General features: G+C 67.1%; 16 protein-coding genes. 7 read left to right on the top strand and 9 right to left on the bottom strand.

Going from position 1 to position 17860, the window contains the following annotated elements:
- Positions 1-123: 123 nt before the first annotated feature.
- Positions 124-750, bottom strand: a complete 627-nt coding sequence (locus tag ACLQ3B_RS22220) for a TetR/AcrR family transcriptional regulator (protein WP_425782607.1) — start codon at positions 748-750, stop codon at positions 124-126.
- Between the two features lie 39 nt (positions 751-789).
- Here ACLQ3B_RS22220 and ACLQ3B_RS22225 point away from each other — a divergent pair, with 39 nt between their 5' ends.
- Complete coding sequence (locus ACLQ3B_RS22225) at positions 790-1626, top strand: hypothetical protein (protein WP_425782608.1); 837 nt, start codon at positions 790-792, stop codon at positions 1624-1626.
- 345 nt (positions 1627-1971) lie between these two features.
- Here the strand turns inward: ACLQ3B_RS22225 and ACLQ3B_RS22230 are convergent, their stop codons facing one another.
- The 3 genes from ACLQ3B_RS22230 to ACLQ3B_RS22240 form a co-directional block, all read right to left on the bottom strand.
- Positions 1972-3660, bottom strand: a complete 1689-nt coding sequence (locus ACLQ3B_RS22230) for a hypothetical protein (protein ID WP_425782609.1) — start codon at positions 3658-3660, stop codon at positions 1972-1974.
- Between the two features lie 263 nt (positions 3661-3923).
- Positions 3924-4667, bottom strand: a complete 744-nt coding sequence (locus ACLQ3B_RS22235; RefSeq protein WP_425782610.1) for a hypothetical protein — start codon at positions 4665-4667, stop codon at positions 3924-3926.
- Positions 4668-4889: 222 nt separating this feature from the next.
- On the bottom strand, positions 4890-5558 hold the full coding sequence (locus ACLQ3B_RS22240) for an HAD family hydrolase (protein WP_425782611.1): 669 nt from the start codon (positions 5556-5558) through the stop codon (positions 4890-4892).
- Between the two features lie 122 nt (positions 5559-5680).
- Between ACLQ3B_RS22240 and ACLQ3B_RS22245 the strand changes: the two genes are divergently transcribed.
- Positions 5681-6037, top strand: a complete 357-nt coding sequence (locus ACLQ3B_RS22245) for a hypothetical protein (protein ID WP_425782612.1) — start codon at positions 5681-5683, stop codon at positions 6035-6037.
- Positions 6038-6073: 36 nt separating this feature from the next.
- Here ACLQ3B_RS22245 and ACLQ3B_RS22250 read toward each other — a convergent pair whose 3' ends face one another.
- Positions 6074-6982 carry a LysR substrate-binding domain-containing protein gene (locus tag ACLQ3B_RS22250; protein WP_425782613.1) on the bottom strand — a complete coding sequence of 303 codons (909 nt, stop codon included), beginning with the start codon at positions 6980-6982 and terminating at the stop codon, positions 6074-6076.
- 72 nt (positions 6983-7054) lie between these two features.
- On the opposite strand from ACLQ3B_RS22250, the gene ACLQ3B_RS22255 reads away from it, so the two are divergent.
- On the top strand, positions 7055-7978 hold the full coding sequence (locus ACLQ3B_RS22255) for an EamA family transporter (RefSeq protein WP_425782614.1): 924 nt from the start codon (positions 7055-7057) through the stop codon (positions 7976-7978).
- A 99-nt stretch (positions 7979-8077) separates the two neighbouring features.
- On the opposite strand, the gene ACLQ3B_RS22260 is transcribed toward ACLQ3B_RS22255, so the two are convergent.
- Positions 8078-8407 (bottom strand): hypothetical protein, encoded by a 330-nt coding sequence (locus tag ACLQ3B_RS22260; RefSeq protein WP_425782615.1) that lies wholly within the window; start codon positions 8405-8407, stop codon positions 8078-8080.
- Between the two features lie 114 nt (positions 8408-8521).
- Positions 8522-9625: a GNAT family N-acetyltransferase gene (locus tag ACLQ3B_RS22265; protein ID WP_425782616.1), complete on the bottom strand. Its 1104-nt coding sequence runs from the start codon at positions 9623-9625 to the stop codon at positions 8522-8524.
- Between the two features lie 30 nt (positions 9626-9655).
- Between ACLQ3B_RS22265 and ACLQ3B_RS22270 the strand changes: the two genes are divergently transcribed.
- From ACLQ3B_RS22270 to ACLQ3B_RS22285, 4 genes are all read left to right on the top strand, one after another.
- Positions 9656-10135 (top strand): MarR family winged helix-turn-helix transcriptional regulator, encoded by a 480-nt coding sequence (locus tag ACLQ3B_RS22270; protein WP_425782617.1) that lies wholly within the window; start codon positions 9656-9658, stop codon positions 10133-10135.
- A gap of 605 nt (positions 10136-10740) precedes the next feature.
- Positions 10741-11598, top strand: a complete 858-nt coding sequence (locus tag ACLQ3B_RS22275; protein WP_425782618.1) for a DUF1707 SHOCT-like domain-containing protein — start codon at positions 10741-10743, stop codon at positions 11596-11598.
- A gap of 184 nt (positions 11599-11782) precedes the next feature.
- A complete protein-coding gene (locus ACLQ3B_RS22280) occupies positions 11783-12250 on the top strand; it encodes a GNAT family N-acetyltransferase (RefSeq protein WP_425782619.1) in 468 nt (155 codons plus the stop codon).
- Positions 12251-12684: 434 nt separating this feature from the next.
- Positions 12685-16440, top strand: a complete 3756-nt coding sequence (locus ACLQ3B_RS22285; protein ID WP_425782620.1) for an NACHT domain-containing protein — start codon at positions 12685-12687, stop codon at positions 16438-16440.
- Between the two features lie 106 nt (positions 16441-16546).
- Here ACLQ3B_RS22285 and ACLQ3B_RS22290 read toward each other — a convergent pair whose 3' ends face one another.
- Together ACLQ3B_RS22290 and ACLQ3B_RS22295 are read right to left on the bottom strand one after the other, a co-directional pair.
- Positions 16547-16795, bottom strand: coding sequence for a hypothetical protein (locus ACLQ3B_RS22290; RefSeq protein ID WP_425782621.1), 249 nt, complete (start codon positions 16793-16795; stop codon positions 16547-16549).
- 294 nt (positions 16796-17089) lie between these two features.
- Positions 17090-17590, bottom strand: coding sequence for a DUF523 domain-containing protein (locus tag ACLQ3B_RS22295; protein ID WP_425782622.1), 501 nt, complete (start codon positions 17588-17590; stop codon positions 17090-17092).
- Positions 17591-17860: the final 270 nt, after the last annotated feature.

Below are 17860 nucleotides of genomic sequence, written 5' to 3' on the forward strand. Positions count from 1 at the left end.
GCCAGTACCCGCCGGGCTTTGGATGCGGTGCCCGTGGGACGAGGTGGCGTGGCCTTCGTGGTCGTCGTCTACCTCGTAGTCTTCCGTACCAGGACGGCCTGTCATGAGGCGCCTCATGACCCGTCAGGTCAGGAGTTCGCGGGCCAAGGCCTCGGTCCACCAGCGTTCGACTTGATCAGGTTGCCAGCCGCGTTCGTCGGTCAGTGTGGTGTAGACGTCGATGTTGCAGATCGCCGCGTAGATGTCGACGGCCGACGGAACGTCCAATCCTTGCCGGAGAACGCCGCCCGGCCACGACGAGAACACCTGGATCCTGGTTTCGTCCCCCCGCTGACGGCCGTCGCGGTAGACGTTCGCCAGCTCGGGCTCGGTGCGGCCCGCCTCGCGCACGAGCGCGATGATGTCACCGGTGCGCTCGAAGAGGCGCCGGTCGTAGCCGGCCATCGCCGCGAGTTGCCGCACCGGATCGTTCTCGGCCCCTTCCAGTTCGGCGAGCGACTGCGATGGATTCGCGGCGATGTCGGCTGCGTCGGCCAGGGCTTGGATCAGCCCGGTCTTGTTCCCGTACACCGCGTAGACGGTCGGCACCGAGACCCCGGCCTCCCGTGCCACGTCACGTACCGTGGTCGCCGCCCAGCCGCGGGAGAGGAACAGTCGACGAGCGGCGCTGGCGATCTCACCCCTGGTCTCTGCCGCTTGCGCCGCCCGGCGCAGTGATTCGTACCTCCGCCTGCCTGACTCGTCGGTCATGGCTTGCCTCTTTCGGTTTCCGATCCTTATATTGAATATATGTTGCGTAAACTCGGCGTCGGAAGCACCTGGATGTTCTCGCGGATCGCCGGACTCGCCGGACTCGGCTTCGCCATCCTGATTGCCTCCACCAACGCCTTCCTGGTGCCAGCCGGCCTGCCCCACACCGGCGCAGAGACCAACGACGTTGTCCAGTTTTTCACCACCCAACAGGACGCCGTCGGCCTCGCGTCAGCACTCGCCCCGATCGCCTGGGTGCTGGCAACCGTGTTCGGCGCCGGCGCGGTCTCCGTGCTGTGGCGTTCCGACCGCGAGCACGGCACAGCCTGGTCCCTGGTCGGATTCGCCGGGGTGATCATGCAGAACGTCACCTTCACCGGCGTGATGGCCACCCGGCTCGCGCTCGCGTCAACGACCGCGCAGGACAGCAGCACGGTTGCCGGACTCTGGGCACTACACAACGCGCTGTTCATCTTCAACGGCACCTTCCTGGCACTGGCAATGACCGGCCTGTCCATCAGCGGCCGACGCGCCGACCTGATCCGCCGCTGGCACAGCGGGATCGGCCTGCTTGCCGCCGCACTCCAGTTCGGCTCGGCCGTGCTGAGCCCCCTGGTCATCGACGACCCCGGTACGGTGAGTCTCCTCGGCCTTGTCGGCTGGCTGATCTGGGTCGTGTGGATCGTCGCCTACAGCATCACCCTGATCCGCCTGACATCCGTTTCCATCCAGGCGATACCGAATAACCGACGCACCGGTCCCGTTGAGTCATTTCGATCAGACCATCGGCAGGCCGATCTACCCGACGGCCAGCGTCGCCATCCAGCACAGCAGCGCGTCGAACCGCCGGAGACTCGGACCGGTTTTGGGCCGTGAGCGCCCGGATGTGGGAGCCGTCGATCGCCGCCCTCGACTTGTCCAGCTGATCGGTGGCCCGCAGCCTGCCGAGCAGGATCTCGTGCAGTCGTTGCCATGCGCCGGCGTCGTTCCAGTCCCGCAACCTGCGCCAGCAGGTCTTCCCAAAGCCGAACTCCAACTCCTGGGGCAGGAACCTTCACGGAATCGCGGTGTGAAGCATGAACAGGATTCCGCACAACACTCTGCGGTCGTCGAGGCGCTTACGCTCGGGGAACCGGTGCCGGCGTGGTGGTCGGGGTGGCAACAGTGGTTCGATCTCGGCCCAGATCCTCGTGTCCCGAGGAGACGCCCAGCATCGGTTAGTTAGGGGCTCTTGGTGTTGGTGTCGATGGTGTAAACCACGTCTGGCCCCACGTCATGGCGGGTGATGCCGGGTGCGCCGGGGATGTTTAGCAGTGGTTCGTACGGGGTGCCTTGGACCCGGTCGCGCAGCAGGACGACGCTGCGGATGCCGAGCTGGTGCAACCGATCCAAGGCCGGCTCGCTGGGAAAGGTCGCCATAACGTCGCGGATCGCCTGACGGTTGGGTGTGGTGTAGCTGGCCGCACCGTTGACCATGGTGGGAAAACCGTCGGTCGACCAGAGTAGGACGTGGAGGTCGATGCCGTCGTTGGACGGCAATACCATGGTGGGAGCGTGCGCGGAGGCTAGCGCCATCGCGGCCGGTCTGGCTGGGGTTTGGGGGTGGTGCAGGTCAGGCAGGCCCTCAGCTAGCACGAGGACCAGCAACGGAACGGTCAGCAGACGTGCCGCTCTCACCGACCATTTTGGCTTGGCGCCCCTGCGAGCCACCTCGGCCAGGTGGGTAACCAGGCCGGCCGCGAGGATGGCCAGGCAGAGAGTGGGCCACAAGATCAACCGGCCTGGTGTACGGGATCCATCGAACCCGGGCACGTAGAGATAGAGCAGGCGGTAGATCGGCCCGTTCGTGCCCAGCGCGAACAACACTCCGACGACCGCCCCAGACAGCAGCAGAAGCCGTTGCACCGGTGACCAGCGGGATAGGAACAGGCCGGCGTAGGCCAGTAGATACAGTGCGTACCCGCATAGCAGCACTTTCTCCGTCGGTACGTCACCAAGAGCGGTGCGGGCCTCGGTGTGCAGGGTGCCCCACGGCAGCGAGGACTGCGGCGCCACGAGAAGCCCGCGCAGTGTCGGGGAGAAGTGCGCGACGTAGTCCCAGTCCCGGGTGACATCTGGGTTGAGCTCGCGCACGTGTTTGTACGCGTAGGCGAAGTATCCGGTCACCGCGGTGAAGACCAGCCCGCCGATCAGATCACCGACGATCAGCCGAGGGCTAAGGCGTGGGCGGTGGATCAGCCAGGCTATCAATGTGATCAGGCAGAGGGCGGCGAGGACGTACACGAACCCCAGCCCCACGCCGAAGCCTAGGCTGACCTGCCAGGCCGCAACCAGCCAGCCAGCGAACGCCCAGCCCGGCCGAACTCGTTCGGCAAGGTAGCCGCGGGTGAACGAGAGTCCGTGGCCGCGCGCCAGCATCGCCAGGGCCAGAGTGATGCCACCGGTGGAGAGAATATTCAAATGGCCGTCGTGGCCGTAGCGCCAGGGTGCGTAGGCGAGGGCGGCCCCGGCTACCGCGGCGGCGACCTTGTTCGCGCCAAGCTGGCGCAGGAGCGCGTAGCCGCCGAGGAAAGCGAGCGCGAAAGCCAACACGAACAGGATGTTGTAGCGCAGCACGGCGCCAACTACACCGCTGCCTATCAGCCCTGCCGGGGCATAGCCGAGCAGGCTGTCGTTCAGGGCTAGGCCGTACCTGTCGGGATAGAAAGCGTTGGTATCCCACAGGCCACGCAGACCGTGGGTGAGTGCGTGGCCACCCCATCCCACCAGCCATGCTTGGGCCGTCGGGTCACCCACGTCACCGACGATGGTGTGGGCCGGGTCGGCGATCGGCACAGTCTTGGCGCCGGCAGTCACCGCGCGAACCGCGTACGGCGGAATCAGCCAGATCATCGCGACAGCGAGGAGCACCGAACCGAGGCTCGCGATACTCAGTTCCCGCCGATGGGCCCTACTCAGCCAGTCCCTCGTGCCTCGACCGGCGCGCGCGAGTCGGCCAGTTTGTCCAAGCTCGCCGCTAGTGATGGCTGATGTGGGGCCTCCTGCCGGTGGCTCTCCCTGCGTCATCACATTTACCCTCACTTCTGCGCCGCCGCAGTAAATCATGGGCAGGGCGGCGCATGGAGTCAAGACATCCATCAATGTCTTCCGGTAGCCGGGCCTTACGCTGTTTGTCAAGGGCGCCTCGTCGCGCAGGAGTCGCGATCGGTGCAGCGGCGAATTTTGCCGCTGTCGGAACAGGACACGCCAGGGTTGCTGCAGGCCCTCGCCCGGGTTCCGGACCCACGAGACGCTGGCGCCCGGATCCATCCGCTGCCGGGACTGCTCGCGATCGCGACGATGGTTTCGGGATCGAGCCGCTCCGTGGAGATCGCGGGGGCTACCGCCTGCAGCCGGCGGACGTCCCGGCTGGCCAGCATGCCGAGGACGGCGAGCACCACCAATGTCGCCAGGATCAGCAGGGTGTCGCGGGTGCCGATCGCCGCTGCGACCGGTCCGACCGCGATCTGGCCGAATGGGATGGCGATCCAGGATCCCAACATGTCGTAGGAGTAGACGCGAGGCAGTCGGTCGGCCGGTATGTGCTGCGCTATCGACGTGTCCCAGGCCACCGCGAACTGTTCGACGGCGATGCCGACCGCCACTCCGGCCGACACCAGCACGACGATGGTGGGTGCCAGGGCCAGCCCCACCAGCAGGAACGACTCGGCGAACATGCAGGCCACCCCGAGCAACAGCAGCCGGCGCACTCGGATCCGCAGGGCGATCAACCCGCCCACGACCATTCCGGCGGTTTCCGCCGCCAGCACCACGCCCCAGGCGCTACGGCCGATTGTCTCGTCCGCGACGGCCGGGCCGAGCACGTTCACGCCGCCAGCGAGGGCCGCGTTGAGGATCATGAAGCCCAGCACTACCACCCAGACCCAGGTCCGTGCGGTGAATTCCGTCCAGCCCTCCCGGAGGTCGTTGAGGATGCTCGTGCGGGTGCTCTTCGCCGGCGAGGGAGCGACCCGGACTCCGGTGAACGCGAGAGCCGCAATGGCGAAGGTGAGCGCGTCGCAGTAATCGGACTGTCGCGTATTCGGCCGAGTTCAGTCTTGATCGTCACGCGCAGTGATCATCGAGATGTACCTGCAGCGTCAGGCGGAAGGTACATCATGCGTGAGGAGGATCCGGACGGCGTCGGTCACGGTGGCTGTGGTGAAGTCGGGCCGGGGGCCCACGAACTCCTGAGGTGTCTGGGTCGATTGCATCCAGATCGTGTGTAGGCCGGCGCCCTGACCGCCGGCGATGTCGAGTGTCAGGTCGTCGCCGACCATCCATCCACCGTGCTGCGTGGGGGCTCCGCAGCGTTGAGCGATGATCTGGAAGATCGTCGGGTCAGGCTTGCGGATGCCTACTTCGTCGGAGATGCACCAGGCGTCAACGAGCGCGTCCAACCCCGTGCGGCGGATCTTTCCCTGCTGGTTGTCGGTCATGCCGTTGGTCACGATCCCGATGCGCCAGCCTGCCGAGCTCAGTTGTCGAAGTGCGTCGAGGTCCTCGGCTCTACAAGAGACCAGCTCGGGCATGCGCTGGCGGTACTGCTGCCAGAGATCGTCAGCGGCTTGCGTGAGAGCGAATTCGTCGCGGACTGCGGTGAAGAAGGGGCCTCTGGGGCCTGGCATGTGTGCGTCGGTGCCGATCAGCCAGGTCAGGGCTTTATCGTCAAGCCCGCGATCGGTCACGAACTCTTCAGCCCATGCGCGGAACGCTGGCTGGCGATCGATGAGGGTGTTATCCAGGTCGAACAACGCCAGTCGCTGCATGGTGGCACGGTAACTGATCGCTGTCCGTCTGCTTCAAGCACGCTCATCAGCCGCTGGCCTGACCATCTGTCGTTGGTGCGTATCGGTTCCAGGTTCCGCCGGCGGCGGCGTAGTGCCGTTGGGTGGTGGTGTGGTGGAAGCCGAGGGCCTGGGCGACGATCGGTGCCGGGGCCGGCGTGCCTCAACATCAAAGGCGAAAGCTCGCCGACGCCGGGCTGCTCGAGCAAGCTGTCGCCCCCGCCCGATATGCGGTGGGGTCCGCTCGAGACCCCCAGCAGCGCGGCAAGTACCTGCTCCATCTGTCCGGTCTGCTCGTGCTGCTGCACCGTAGGACGCAAGATCCGGCGGTCATCCGCGAGGCGGTCACCGCGGCAGAGGAGGCCGTCCGGCTGAGCCCGGACCAGCAGGAACGGTATGCCCGCGAGAAGGTCCTCAGGGTCGCACAGGCGCAGCAACAGCTCGGCGGATGGATCGAGTGAAGAGAAAACTGGCCCACCGGACCGTGGCCTACGCGATCACGCCGCTTTCCCGCAGCCGGCCGAGCTTAGCTCTGCCAAAAGGGCGTCCACCGCTGGCCGTTGCGGCGTGCCGCCGAGGGCGCGAGTGACTGCGAAGATGCGTCGCTCGGTGACCGGCTCGACCAGAGGCTCCACGTGCACCCCGAGTGGCACGTGGCGCAGCGCCAGCTCCGGCACCAGCGCGGCGCCCAGCCCGGCCGCGACGAGGTCCAGCGTGAGCGCGAAGTCGACGGCGCGGTGCCGGATGTCCGGCTCGAAGCCGGCAAGCCGGCAAGCGTGCAATGTGGACCGTAGGCACGGCGTGTGCTCGGCGCTGGCGATCCATGGCAGGTCGCGTAGCTCGCTCAGCCGTCCGGTGCGACGGCGCCATTCGACCGGGGTGATCAGGTGCATCGGGTCGGTGGTGACCGGATGCCGGTCAAGGTCGTCGACCAGCGGCGCGGGCACGTGGTCGTACTCCTGCAGCACCGCCACATCGAGGGTGCCGGAGCGCAGGTCGAGGCGGCTCTGCTGGTCTTCGGCCTCGATCACCCGCACGTCCAGCTCGGGGTGCTTCGCCAGCAGGCGGGCGGCGGAGGGAGCCACCAGCGCGCCGGCTGCGGACGCGAACGCGCCAACCCGCACCGTACCGCTGACGCCGTGGCGAAGCGCGGCGAGTCCGGCCACCGCCTGCTCCACCGCGCCCAGCACCTCCTTCGCGTGGCTGGCCAGAACCTGGCCGGCCGGGGTGAGGACGATCCCGCGCCCGGCCCGCTCGACAAGCTCGTGCCCGGCCTCTCGGGACAGCTGGACGAGCTGCTGGGAGACCGCCGACGGAGTGACGTGCAGCGCCGCGGCGGCGGCGGTGACGCTGCCGCGCAGCGCGACCTCGTGCAGCACGCGGAGCCGGCGTACGTCAAGATTCATGTAGCCAAGCTACAGCAGCAATGAAGAACGCTGAACTGGTCCTTAAGCGTTGCCTCGGGCAGCGTAGCCGGCATGAAAGCATCACACCGACTTCTCGCCCTGCTCGTCGCCGCTATCTGGGGCGTCAACTTCGTCGCCATCGAGCTGGGCCTACGCGACCTGCCGCCGCTCGTGCTGACCGCGCTGCGCTTCGTCGCGGCGGCGGTGCCGCTGGTCTTCCTGGTGCCGCGCCCCAGCGCCCGGCTCCGCTACGTGGTCGCCTACGGGCTGGTGCTCGGCGTCCTGAAGTTCGGGGCGCTGTTCACGGCGCTCGCGGCTGGCATGTCGGCCGGTCTGGCCTCGCTGGTGCTGCAGGCGCAGGCCCTGATGTCGGTGCTGCTGGCGGCGGCGGTGCTGGGCGAGCGGCCGGCGCGGGCGCAGGTGGCCGGCGTGCTGGTCGGATCGGTCGGGATCGGCATGCTGGCAATCGGCAGCGGCGGCCACGCCTCCGCGATCGGCTTCGTGCTGACGCTGTTCGCGGCGGCCAGTTGGGCCCTGGCAAACCTAGTCATGCGGGCCAGCGACGAGACGCGCCCGCTCTCACTGCTGGTCTGGTCGAGCCTGGTGCCGCCGTTGCCGCTGCTCGGCCTGGCCGGCGTTGTCGACGGCGGACAGGCGGTGCTGGATGCGATCACCGGTCTGTCGTGGCGCGGGCTGCTAGCCGTGGCGTACGTCGCGTACGTCTCGACCCTCGTCGGCTTCGGTATCTGGAACCGGTTGATCACCCAGTACTCGATCGCGAGAGTGGCGCCGTTCAGCCTCCTGGTGCCGGTCTTCGGGCTCAGCGCGGCGTGGCTGCTGCTCGACGAGCCCGTCGGCCCGACGGAGCTGGCCGCAGCCGCGACCGTCCTCGTCGGGCTGGCGCTGGTGGTGCGGCGTTCCACAGCGGACCGCACCAACGCCACGGATGCGAGCGAGGGCCGCGAGCCCGAGTACGCCCCGGCCGCGACTGCCTAGTCCGCGGCTACGACATCTCAGCACGCTGGTCACAATCAAGACGGATACCGGTACGACGCTCGCAGCGATCAGCAAGCTCGGCGTCGAGCGCGTCGGGTCTCACTCCTCCCGCCAGGCGCTGTGAACCTTCGCGTCGACGCTGAGCGCTCGCAGCACCTCCGGGCGGGCTCCTTGGAAGCCGTTGTTTTCGAGATTGGTGACAGCAGGGCCTACCTGATCGAGATGCAGGACCCATCCGTCGTTCGGGCCGATCTCGTAGGCTTCGGACAGGTCAAGCACTTCAAGATCGTCGGGGTCGCCACCAAGGCGGGACGCCACATCCTCGAGGGTCAGGGCCACGCCCAGCGGCTGTGCCACCGTGCAGCACATCGCCACCGGCAGCCCAGTGGTCGCGAGGTCTTTGTAGTAGGCAAGAACACCGGAAGGCACGCAACCATTGTCGATCACTCCCGACCGGCGCGCGGCCTCCTACGAGCCCCCCGTAGCGTCCAAGGTCACTTCGGCGGACTGGCGCTGCGAACAAATCGTGCGGATCGCGGCAGATCAGTGCGCCGCCTGCATCGTGGCAGCGTCAAGCCGGTCGGCGGAAGCGTCCTTGGTGAGGAGCGCAGTTCCGTCCGTGCTGGTCGATGACGCGAGCTCGTATCCCTCGCTCTGGTAAAGGTTGATGTTCCGCTGGCTATTGGAGCCTGTGAACAGGACGATGCGGCGGATACCCGGGTCGGCGGCGGCTTCGGCGGTGCGCAGGAGCCACCGGCCGAGCCCGTGACCGCGTAGGTCCGGTACGACGGCGAGGCGGCCCACGTGCCAGTCGGTGCCTTCGCGGCGGGTACGCACCATGCCCACGAGTCGACCGTCCAGCCAGACGCCCGTGGTGTGCTGGTCCGCCAGCCACTCGCGGACCTGCTCCAACGACTCGTGCAGGGCGGGTATGGCCAGGGTGTCGTTGACGACGGCTTCCTCTACCCAGCAGCACCGCTGCAGCACGGTGACCTCGGGCGCGTCGTCGGGGGTCAGCCGCCGCGCATACGATCCGGGCACGGGGCCAGCGACCGTCCCGGCTCCTGCCCGTTCGCGCATCGGCCGGAGGGCGTGGGAGACCCGGACCAGTTCGTCCAGGAGGCCGAGGCTCGCGGCGTCGCGGGCGGCGTCGGGGCGCAGCCGTCCGTCGTCCACCGCGTCACCGATGCGGATCGCGACCGTGGCGCCCAACGGGACCAGTCGCAGCGTGGTCACGACCTGCTTGGCGTGCTGAACCGACCGCGTGCCGGCCGACGTGTTGCCGTAGCTGACGAAGCCGATCGGCTTCCACGCCCACTCGCGGCCGAGGTAGTCCAGCGCGTTCTTCAGGGTCGCCGGCATCCCGTAGTTGTACTCCGGTGTCACCACGATGAAACCGTCCGCCGTGTCCACGATCGAACTCCACCGACGGGTGTGTTCCTGCCGGTAGATGCCCGACGACGGATGTTCCTCCTCGTCGAGGAACGGCAGATCCAGGTCGGCGAGGGCCACCGGCACCAACTCGACGCCAAGCTCGGTGGCGCAGGGCGTGATCGCGTCGATCAACCACTGCCCGATCACGGGGCCGAGGGCCCCTGGACGTGTGCTGCAGACCAGGACGAGGAGGCGGAGCGTTCTCGTTGACATGGAAACGAAATATAGGGGTAGATTGTTTACATGTCAACGAGACCTGAGGCAGCGCCGGTGCACTGGTTGAACCCGGACGAGGAGCGGGCGTGGCGTGCGTTTCTGCGGGTGATGGTCACCGTCCAGGCCGGCACCTCGGGTGACCTGGCGGCGGTCGGACTCTCAGAGCCCGACTACGAGGTGCTGAGCACCCTGTCGGAAAGGCCCGGCCACACCAGCACCCTGCACGCGCAGGCCGACAAGATGGGCTGGTCCCGCAGCCGGCTGTCCCGGCACGCCACCCGGATGGAGGAGCGCGGCCTACTCCGGCGCGCTCCCGACCCGGCCGACGGCCGAGGCTGCCTCCTCGTGCTTACCGAAGAGGGCCTGGGCGCCCTCACCACGGCCGCACCCGCCCACGTCGAGTCGGTACGACGCCATTTCATCGACCGGCTCACGCCAGACGACCTCACCGCCATCGAACAGATCGCCCGGCGCCTAGAGGAACCCCAAGCCGACAACGTCCGGTAGGCACACCGGCGGGCACCGCCATCCGCTGGACAGCCCGGAACAGGGCTTCATACGGTGCCGGCTGAGCCCTTACATTCGTCGGCGATGACGCACTCACATCGGCGGATCCGCGCACTGTCGGCGACAGCACTAGGAGTAGTAGTCCTTGCACACGATCTCTTGACTCTCGGCGAGACCAGCCCGTTGTGGCGCCGGTCATGGCCGTCCCAGCGGAGCCGATCTCGTCTGTCATAGCCACCCTTCGTGACCACATGCTCGGCACCGGCGTTGACACCAGGTCGACGTGCATCGGCGCCCGCCAAGCCGGGCACCTACCAGCACGCGCCAGCCACTAACGGCTTCGTCGGTGCGGGTGGCTATCCTCCAGCGATGCTGACGCAACGCGTTGCGGTTATCTGGTGACGACGTACCGACGTCGCGGGCATTGGCGAACAAATTCGGCCGGTAAGCGGCACTGGGTGGCCACCCACAACGTGAGCCGTTCTACTGCCAGGGCTTCCGCGCCGCCTCGGCGGAGCTATGCGAGATCGTCACCATCTCCAACGCCGTCTAGGAGTGCGGTGGGGTGGATCGCCCCGAATGCCCGCTGCCCCCTCTGTGGCGCGTTGGTCTACTTCTACGCCAATGAGCATGGCAGCCGCGTCTTCTTTGATGATGTGGGACCGCCGTGGCCCAAGCATCCGTGCACCGACCACCCGTCGCGGCAGGTGACCACGTTTAGCGGTCGCCAGGCACCGAACCTCCGTGACTTCAGCGTCACGCAGCAGCCGAGTGAGTTGCGCGATCGTCGATGGAAGGCTCACGCGGTCACGGACGTCACGATCGAGGACGACCAATCGCGGATCACTCTCCAGCCGCTCAACGGGGCTGGACGGCGGACCTCGTGGACAGTCTCGGAGCCGTCAGCCCTACGAGCAGGCGACCTTGTCTTCGTGCGGGCACAGCAGATGTCCTATTTCAACAGAGACGTGTGCGAACCCGCAGTTGTCGAGGTCGAGGATGCCAAGCGTGCCGCTGCGATCGCTCAGAAGCTGATCAACGCACGGGACAAGGAGCATGTTCTGGCGACGCTTGCCGCACGAGTCGCGGCAGGTCAGATGGCGCTAGACGAAATGGCGGATGTGACGGTCGCTGTTCATGCCGCCCGAACTCGCGGCGAACTCGCCGACGCACTCAAAATCAGAGTCACCGACCTGAAGGTCGCGCCGCCTCGCCCCGGCGACCTGTGGCTGCTCGCGATCGCGTTCGTGTTTATGGTCGGAGCGACAAGCGCTGCCGAAGGCGGGCGTTCCTTCCTGATGATGCTTCCCGGATTGCTGCTCATGGCGACGGCGGTCTACCGTCTCAACCCGGATCTGGAGCGTGGACCCCGGGTCCTCCTTGCCGTGGTCACAGCCCTGGCGGCGATCTGTCCCGCCGGCGTCCTCGGCGGTGCGATCCAGGTCGAGATCCTCCATCAATGAGCCTTTTCCAAGCTGATCATGCAGATCAGGGTGGGTGTGGCGGGGCCCGGCAATCGATGAGGGCGAGGCTCCTGGCCAAACTTCGCCGCTGCCCACGCCGTGCCACCGCGATCGTGCAGGCCATCCTCGTCTCGCACCACGTCGAAGTGAACCGCTACGCAGAAAGTGGTTTTATGATCATCGCGTGATCGATACTGATGTCACGGTGCGCCGGGCCTCCGTCGCGGATGCGCCCGCCCTGGCCGGTCTGCGCTGGCGGCGGGCCATCCAGGAGCGCGGCTACCAGGGCGATAACCTGGACGAGTTCGTCGCGACGCTCGGCGACTGGATGCGCACCCACCCCGAGCACCGGGCGTTCGTGGCTGAGGCCGCCGGCAAGGTGATCGGGATGGCCTGGCTGGCAGTACTCGACCGTGTGCCCACAGCCGATAAGTACGCCCGGCGCGGCGGAGACGTGCAGTCCGTCTTCGTCGTCCCCGAGCTGCGCGACCGCCGGGTCGGCGCGCTGCTGATGTCGGCCGTGCTGAACGAGGCCCGTCGCCTCGAGCTGGAGCACGTGACGGTGCACTCCAGCACCCGGGCGGTTTCCTTTTACGAGCGCAACGGCTGGGGTCACGATCCCGAGTGGCTCAGCTGGGCCTCCGAGGCGTAGACCCGCCACCCGCGCCGGCCACCCGCTCGGCCCGGTACGTGGTGTCGCCGGCCCGACGCAGCTGCCCATTCCGCGCCACTGCCGTGGTGCAGGCCATCCTCGTCCTGCACCACATCGAAGCGAACCGCTAAGGCAGGATGAAAATGGCTCACTTGCTGATCTGTGACAACCGGTTCGAAGTCCAGCCGTTCGCTCGGAACGATGCTGGTACCCGTGCCGGTTACTGTTACAAACCAGGCGCCTTCGTGACCGAACCAACGCGCCTGCGCCGGCGGCCGATGTCGGCGCACTCTGAGGGGTCATCCGGGTTTTCCACGGCGATGATGCGAACCCACTGCCCGTCTTGCCCGTGCGGCCGACCTCCACCTCGCCGTCCGGGTTACTCATCCGTTAATGATCGTCCGTTCGTCTGCCGGTCCCTGTGTGCCCCCAGGGTGGAACGGGCGTCGGGCGCGCTGGCCGACGGAGGCCTGGCGGCGGCGCGGACTCGGAGGCGCATCCTCCGGCCACGCGCATCGGCGGATCGGTCCCGTTCGCCGGACCATACGTCGACATGCGAATCGCATCGACCTGCATACACTTTGGAAGGTGAAACCTGGGCCGATCGATGGGAATCTGTGATGACATCGGCAGGGCAGAGGGACGGCGTCGCACGACGCATCATCATTTCGACCTTCAAGATCCTCTTTCCCTCGGCGGCGGAGCGTATTCAGGCCTTCGACGACATCGTTGCCGAGATCGAGGGCATGCACCCCGACAGTCTCGAAGGACGCGCACTCCCACGACGTCTCGCGGACGCTTCGGACCGCATATCGGCCCGTCTGAGCCGCATCGAGGAAATCGAGTTTGATGGGCTCGCGGAAGCCGAACGGTCGCTGGCGATAACGGGTGTGGAGCAGGCGCTGGTACAGATGCGGCTTTCCGCCGACGACGTCATCAAGGACGCCATCACCACCGAGCAGTTGCGGTCCGCGCTCGAACCCATAGCCGTGCGCCGCTGGCAGTCCGATCAACTGGGTGACGACGCTCAGGCCTACGGCCGCGTCTATCTCACCGAAGCCGCCGCTTACATCTCGGCGCTCGTGCACGACCTCCCGGGCTTCCAGAGCAGCGTGGCCTGGGAGACGTATGTGAACACCAAGAAACTGGAGGCGATACTCGAACGCGGAATAACGGGCGTCGTGCTGCCCAAGTTCCGGCCGGGGCTGTCCCGGGAGCTCAGCCACTTCGAGGCCGGCTACCGGTCCGACATCACCAACACCTACAAATACACGGACCTGTTCGGGCTCAAGCTGCCGGTCGAGCTCCGGCGCCACCCGGTCGACGTGACCTACATCCGGCTGCGGGCGCTCCCCGACGACAGCCCATCGGACGACCTCGGCGGCACCGCGGTCACCGGCCCGCTGGAAGTGGACCCGAAGGTTGACTCGGCCATCGGTGAGCTGGCGAACATCCGTAAGGGTCAACGGCAGAGCACCCGGATCTTGCTTACCGGCTCGGCCGGGTCGGGCAAGACGACAATCAGCCAGTGGCTGGCCATCTCCATGGCCCAGCGCAGACTGCCGGAGGCCATGGCCGCCTGGACGGACTGTTTGCCGCTGGTCACGCAACTCCGGTACGCCTTCAAGGCGAATGTCGAACCCGAGTACCAGGACATGATCCGTGCCTCGATGTACCGCGGACCGACGGTCCCGGGATCCTGGGTGAAGGACTGCCTCGACCGCGGCGATGCCGTCGCGATCTTCGATGGGTTCGACGAACTGTCCGACCATGACAGGAATCGCGCCCTGACGTGGATCGACAACCTGATGTCGGAGCATCCGAAGGCACACATCTTCGTCACGTCCCGTCCCGACGTCCTGGACAACCGGTGGTTTCAGCGCCGGGGCTTCGTCACCCTCCAGCTCCTTCCGATGAATGACGAGGAGGCCGAGGAGTGCATCGACCGCTGGTTCGACGCGCTTATCAGTGGCACGTCCGACGCCGAGAAGATCGCCGACTTTCGCCGGCAGCACGCGAAACTCGTGTTCGATTTCCAGAACCGCCCCAACGTCCGTGACCTCAGCGAGACACCACTGCTGTGCGCGATGCTGTGCGCCTTCTACGCGCACAAACTTTCCGACGTCGCGCCCGTGAGCAGGGCGGAGCTCTACGAACGGGTGGTGGCCGCGCTCATCTACTTCCGTGATCACGGGAGAGAGGTGTCCGAGACCTCGGCGGTGGGCCTCACCTACAAGCAGAAGCTCCTCCTGCTCCAGGCCATCGCCAAGAAGATGACGGCCAACTCGACCACGACCATCCGGATCGAGCCGTTGCGGGAGCTGCGGAAGCACCACCTGTCCCGGCCAGGCAGTAACGCCCGGCGGGACGTGCAGGCCCTCACCGCGCAGGAGATCGTGGCGGCCCAACTCCGCGGGATGGTCAACACCCATATCGAGTCTCGGGGCGCGCTGGCCCACCTCCTCGACCGCAGTGTCGTCTTCTACAAGGTCGCGCATAATCAGGCGCAGTTCACTCACCGATCCATCCAGGAATTCCTCGCCGGCTGGGCGTACGCGTACGACGAGATCGAATCGCTGGTGGAGCGGGTGACGCAGCCGGATTGGCGCCGCATCATCGTCTTCGCCGCCGGCGCCCCGGTTCAGGCGAGCGCCGCTTCGCTCCTGGTCACCGGGATTCTCGACAAAGCGGAGTCGGCCGGGCCCGAGCGGCGCGACATTCTCCTGTTGGCGGCTGAGTGCATCACCGCGGCGGGCCACGTCGAACCGGAGGTGGCCGGACGGGCCGAACGGCTCATCGGTGAGGTCCTGCCGCCTCGGACGACCGAGGAGGCCCGTTCCCTGTTGGGAATTGGCGAGGAGTTGCTGACCTGGCTCGATGGTCATTCGCAGCGGTCACCGGAGGTCATCAGCGCCTGCATCGCCGCGGCCGCCCGGATCGGTGGCCCGGCGGCGGTCAACACGATCTCTCAGTACGCCCACCGGGACGCCGACCGGGTGGTGGTCGAGGCGCTGCTCCGGGCATGGCACGAGTTCGACGATGCCGAAGCCTACGCGCGGCAGGTCCTGGCCGACCTGGACCTCCGCGACCACCTGGTGACGGTGCGGACGGCCGCACAACTCACCGCGGTCCGCCACGTCCCCGGGGTGCACGCCCTGTGCATCCGGGTGACCGACGACGTGGCCGACCTGACGAGCCTCAGCGCCCTGCCGGACCTGACCGAGCTCGACTGCAGTGGGTTACCCGGGCTGCAGAGCACCCGAGGCCTCGGCGACCTGCGTCACCTGCGCCGAGTCAACCTAAACGACAAGCCGCACCTGCTGGACATTGACGACCTGGCCCGGTTGCCGCACCTCAAGGAGCTGCACCTGCGTGGCGCCGTCGCGCTGCCGCCGGAGGAGATCGCCCGCCTGCGCGACGTGGCCTCACTCCGAGTCCTGGTCCTCGACGGCTGCCGGCAACTCTACGACTTCGGGTGGCTATCGTCGTTGACTGGTTTGCGCACGCTCTCCCTCGACGGGTGCTACGTCTCCGATCTGGACTTCTGCTCCTCCTTGACGGAGTTGCGGACGATCCGGATCCGCGCTGAGTCGGGCCTGGACGACGCGCGTCAACTCGCGGCGTGCCCGGACCTGCGCCGCCTGATGGTCGGACTCTCCGGGGCACGCCGGCCGACCCTGCCCACCATGAGCCCCAGCCTCCGCGACGTGGAGCTCACTGGCTCGGTGTCGGTCGCGGACCTGGCGGCGCTGGCACCCGCCACCGGGCTGCGCCGGCTTCGGGCTGACGCGGTGCGGGACCTCTCCGACCTGCGGGTGATCCCGGTATTCGGCCAGCTCACGCACCTGCTGCTGCCCCACAGCCGGAACCTGATGAAGTCTGGGGTAGCGCTCGACGGCTTCCGTGCGCTGGAGGTGCTCGACCTCAGCGGGTCGGTGATCACGGACGTCGACTTCCTGGCCGGCTGTGTCAACCTTCGCCGCGTCTACCTGAACGGCTGCCAGCGGTTGATCGACGTGGGTGCCCTGGCGGACCTGCCCCGGCTGGAGTATCTGAGCATGGAGGGCGGCGTTCCCGGTGTCACGGAGGACATGGTGGAGGCCCTCAAGACCCGGTCGGGCGGGCGGTTGTCCGTGAACCACGACCCCTTCCCGGACCCCTTCGAGATCAGCGAGTACATCGGGGCCTGAGCCGAGGGCAGCGTCGTCAGGTTGACCGCACGCCAACTGACAGGCCGACCAGTCTCGGAAACCCACGGCATGATCGCAGTAGCCTCGATAGGCGGGGCCGGCCGACCTAATTACCTTTGGCGCCTTCGCCAGCTTCGTGCTCGTCGCCTTCCTCGGCGCTCGGGTCCGAGTCCGTGGCAGAAAGGTCCTGCTCACGCTTGGCGAAGCTCCTCGCTTTGAGCTCCCGATACCCGAAGGCGGCTCCTGCGACGACGACGCTGAATGCGACCGTCGCGGCGACACCGATCGCTCCGCCTTGCTTGGCGCCATCGGCGAAGCCCTGATGGTAGCCGCGGCCCCACGACGGGTTGCCCATCCCAGTCCCCTTCCGCCGTGCTCGTGAATCGGGGTAGAGCCTAGCGGCAAGTTGCCAACCACCGCCCTCGCCGATGAGTGGCCGGTCCGGGAGCTACGTCCGTTTTGGACTGAGCGCGAAATGCCCGGTTCTGAATCGGAGGTGACGGCGAAGCCGCCCCCGTCTGCTTCGGCCGGTGAGGTTGCCTTTGAGCACATGGTCGAGTCGCTGTTCAAACGCCCGGCAACGTTCGCCGGATTTGAGGCGGACGAGCTCCAGCTCATCCATTGGAACGTTGGGCGTTACTGTGCCCTGTCAGCCACTAGAGCGTTCCAGCTCCGCGAGGGCTGCCGCCGCCGCTTCCAGCTCATCGTGCTGGAACACCGGGATGCCGTGACGGCGTAGCGCCTCGGTGGCCACACCCTGCCCGGGTACGGTGATTCCGCTGAAGGTTCCGTCGTGGATGTAGCCGCTGCCACAGGTGGGGCTGCCATCGACCAGGACGGCAAGAGCTACGTGGGCGTCAATGGCTCGTTGGAGTGCTCGGTGCGCGGCGGCGCGGAACAGTTCCGTGACATCCCGGCCGGACGCTTCCCGTACTCGGGCGCGACCATCGAGCACGTCGGCCGCCGTGCCGTCGACAATTTCAGCCGGCGGCCGGGGAACCGGAAATCCTACGGCCAGTTCTGGGCAAATCGGCACGAGGCGACCCTCGGTCGTCCACCGGCGCCAAATTGGTGAATCGACCGGCACCCCGGTTTCGTTGAAACGAATCGCAGCGCCTCCCACGCAGCCGCTGACCAGGACCCTCAACATCAGGCGACGGTATCTGATGTTCACGACGTTAGGGTTGCCCGCTGGACCTTCACGGCGTGAGGGCGCTACACGTCCTCGACATGGACGGCACGGCCAGCGAGTATCAGGGCCGAGACCTCTTCGAGGCATACCGGCTCGGACGCGCCCGCCCCACCCGGCCGTCGTAGTCGACGGCCTGGCCCGGGCAGAGCGGAGGAACAGGTACGACGCTGCTTCCCGCCTCGGGATGAACCCCAGACGTGGCAGTCTCCAGCTCGTCGCTGGGCTGTG

The sequence above is a fragment of the Micromonospora sp. DT53 genome, from assembly GCF_049841535.1.
Taxonomy (GTDB): domain Bacteria; phylum Actinomycetota; class Actinomycetes; order Mycobacteriales; family Micromonosporaceae; genus Micromonospora.

Bases quoted from the DNA above. Each gene is read 5' to 3' on its own strand.
- ACLQ3B_RS22290 (WP_425782621.1), bottom strand. From the start codon at position 16,795: ATGGGCAACCCGTCGTGGGGCCGCGGCTACCATCAGGGCTTCGCCGAT.
- ACLQ3B_RS22270 (WP_425782617.1), top strand. From the start codon at position 9,656: ATGTCAACGAGACCTGAGGCAGCGCCGGTGCACTGGTTGAACCCGGAC.
- ACLQ3B_RS22295 (WP_425782622.1), bottom strand. From the start codon at position 17,590: ATGTTGAGGGTCCTGGTCAGCGGCTGCGTGGGAGGCGCTGCGATTCGT.
- ACLQ3B_RS22255 (WP_425782614.1), top strand. From the start codon at position 7,055: ATGAAAGCATCACACCGACTTCTCGCCCTGCTCGTCGCCGCTATCTGG.
- ACLQ3B_RS22220 (WP_425782607.1), bottom strand. From the start codon at position 750: ATGACCGACGAGTCAGGCAGGCGGAGGTACGAATCACTGCGCCGGGCG.
- ACLQ3B_RS22225 (WP_425782608.1), top strand. From the start codon at position 790: ATGTTGCGTAAACTCGGCGTCGGAAGCACCTGGATGTTCTCGCGGATC.
- ACLQ3B_RS22240 (WP_425782611.1), bottom strand. From the start codon at position 5,558: ATGCAGCGACTGGCGTTGTTCGACCTGGATAACACCCTCATCGATCGC.
- ACLQ3B_RS22250 (WP_425782613.1), bottom strand. From the start codon at position 6,982: ATGAATCTTGACGTACGCCGGCTCCGCGTGCTGCACGAGGTCGCGCTG.
- ACLQ3B_RS22265 (WP_425782616.1), bottom strand. From the start codon at position 9,625: ATGTCAACGAGAACGCTCCGCCTCCTCGTCCTGGTCTGCAGCACACGT.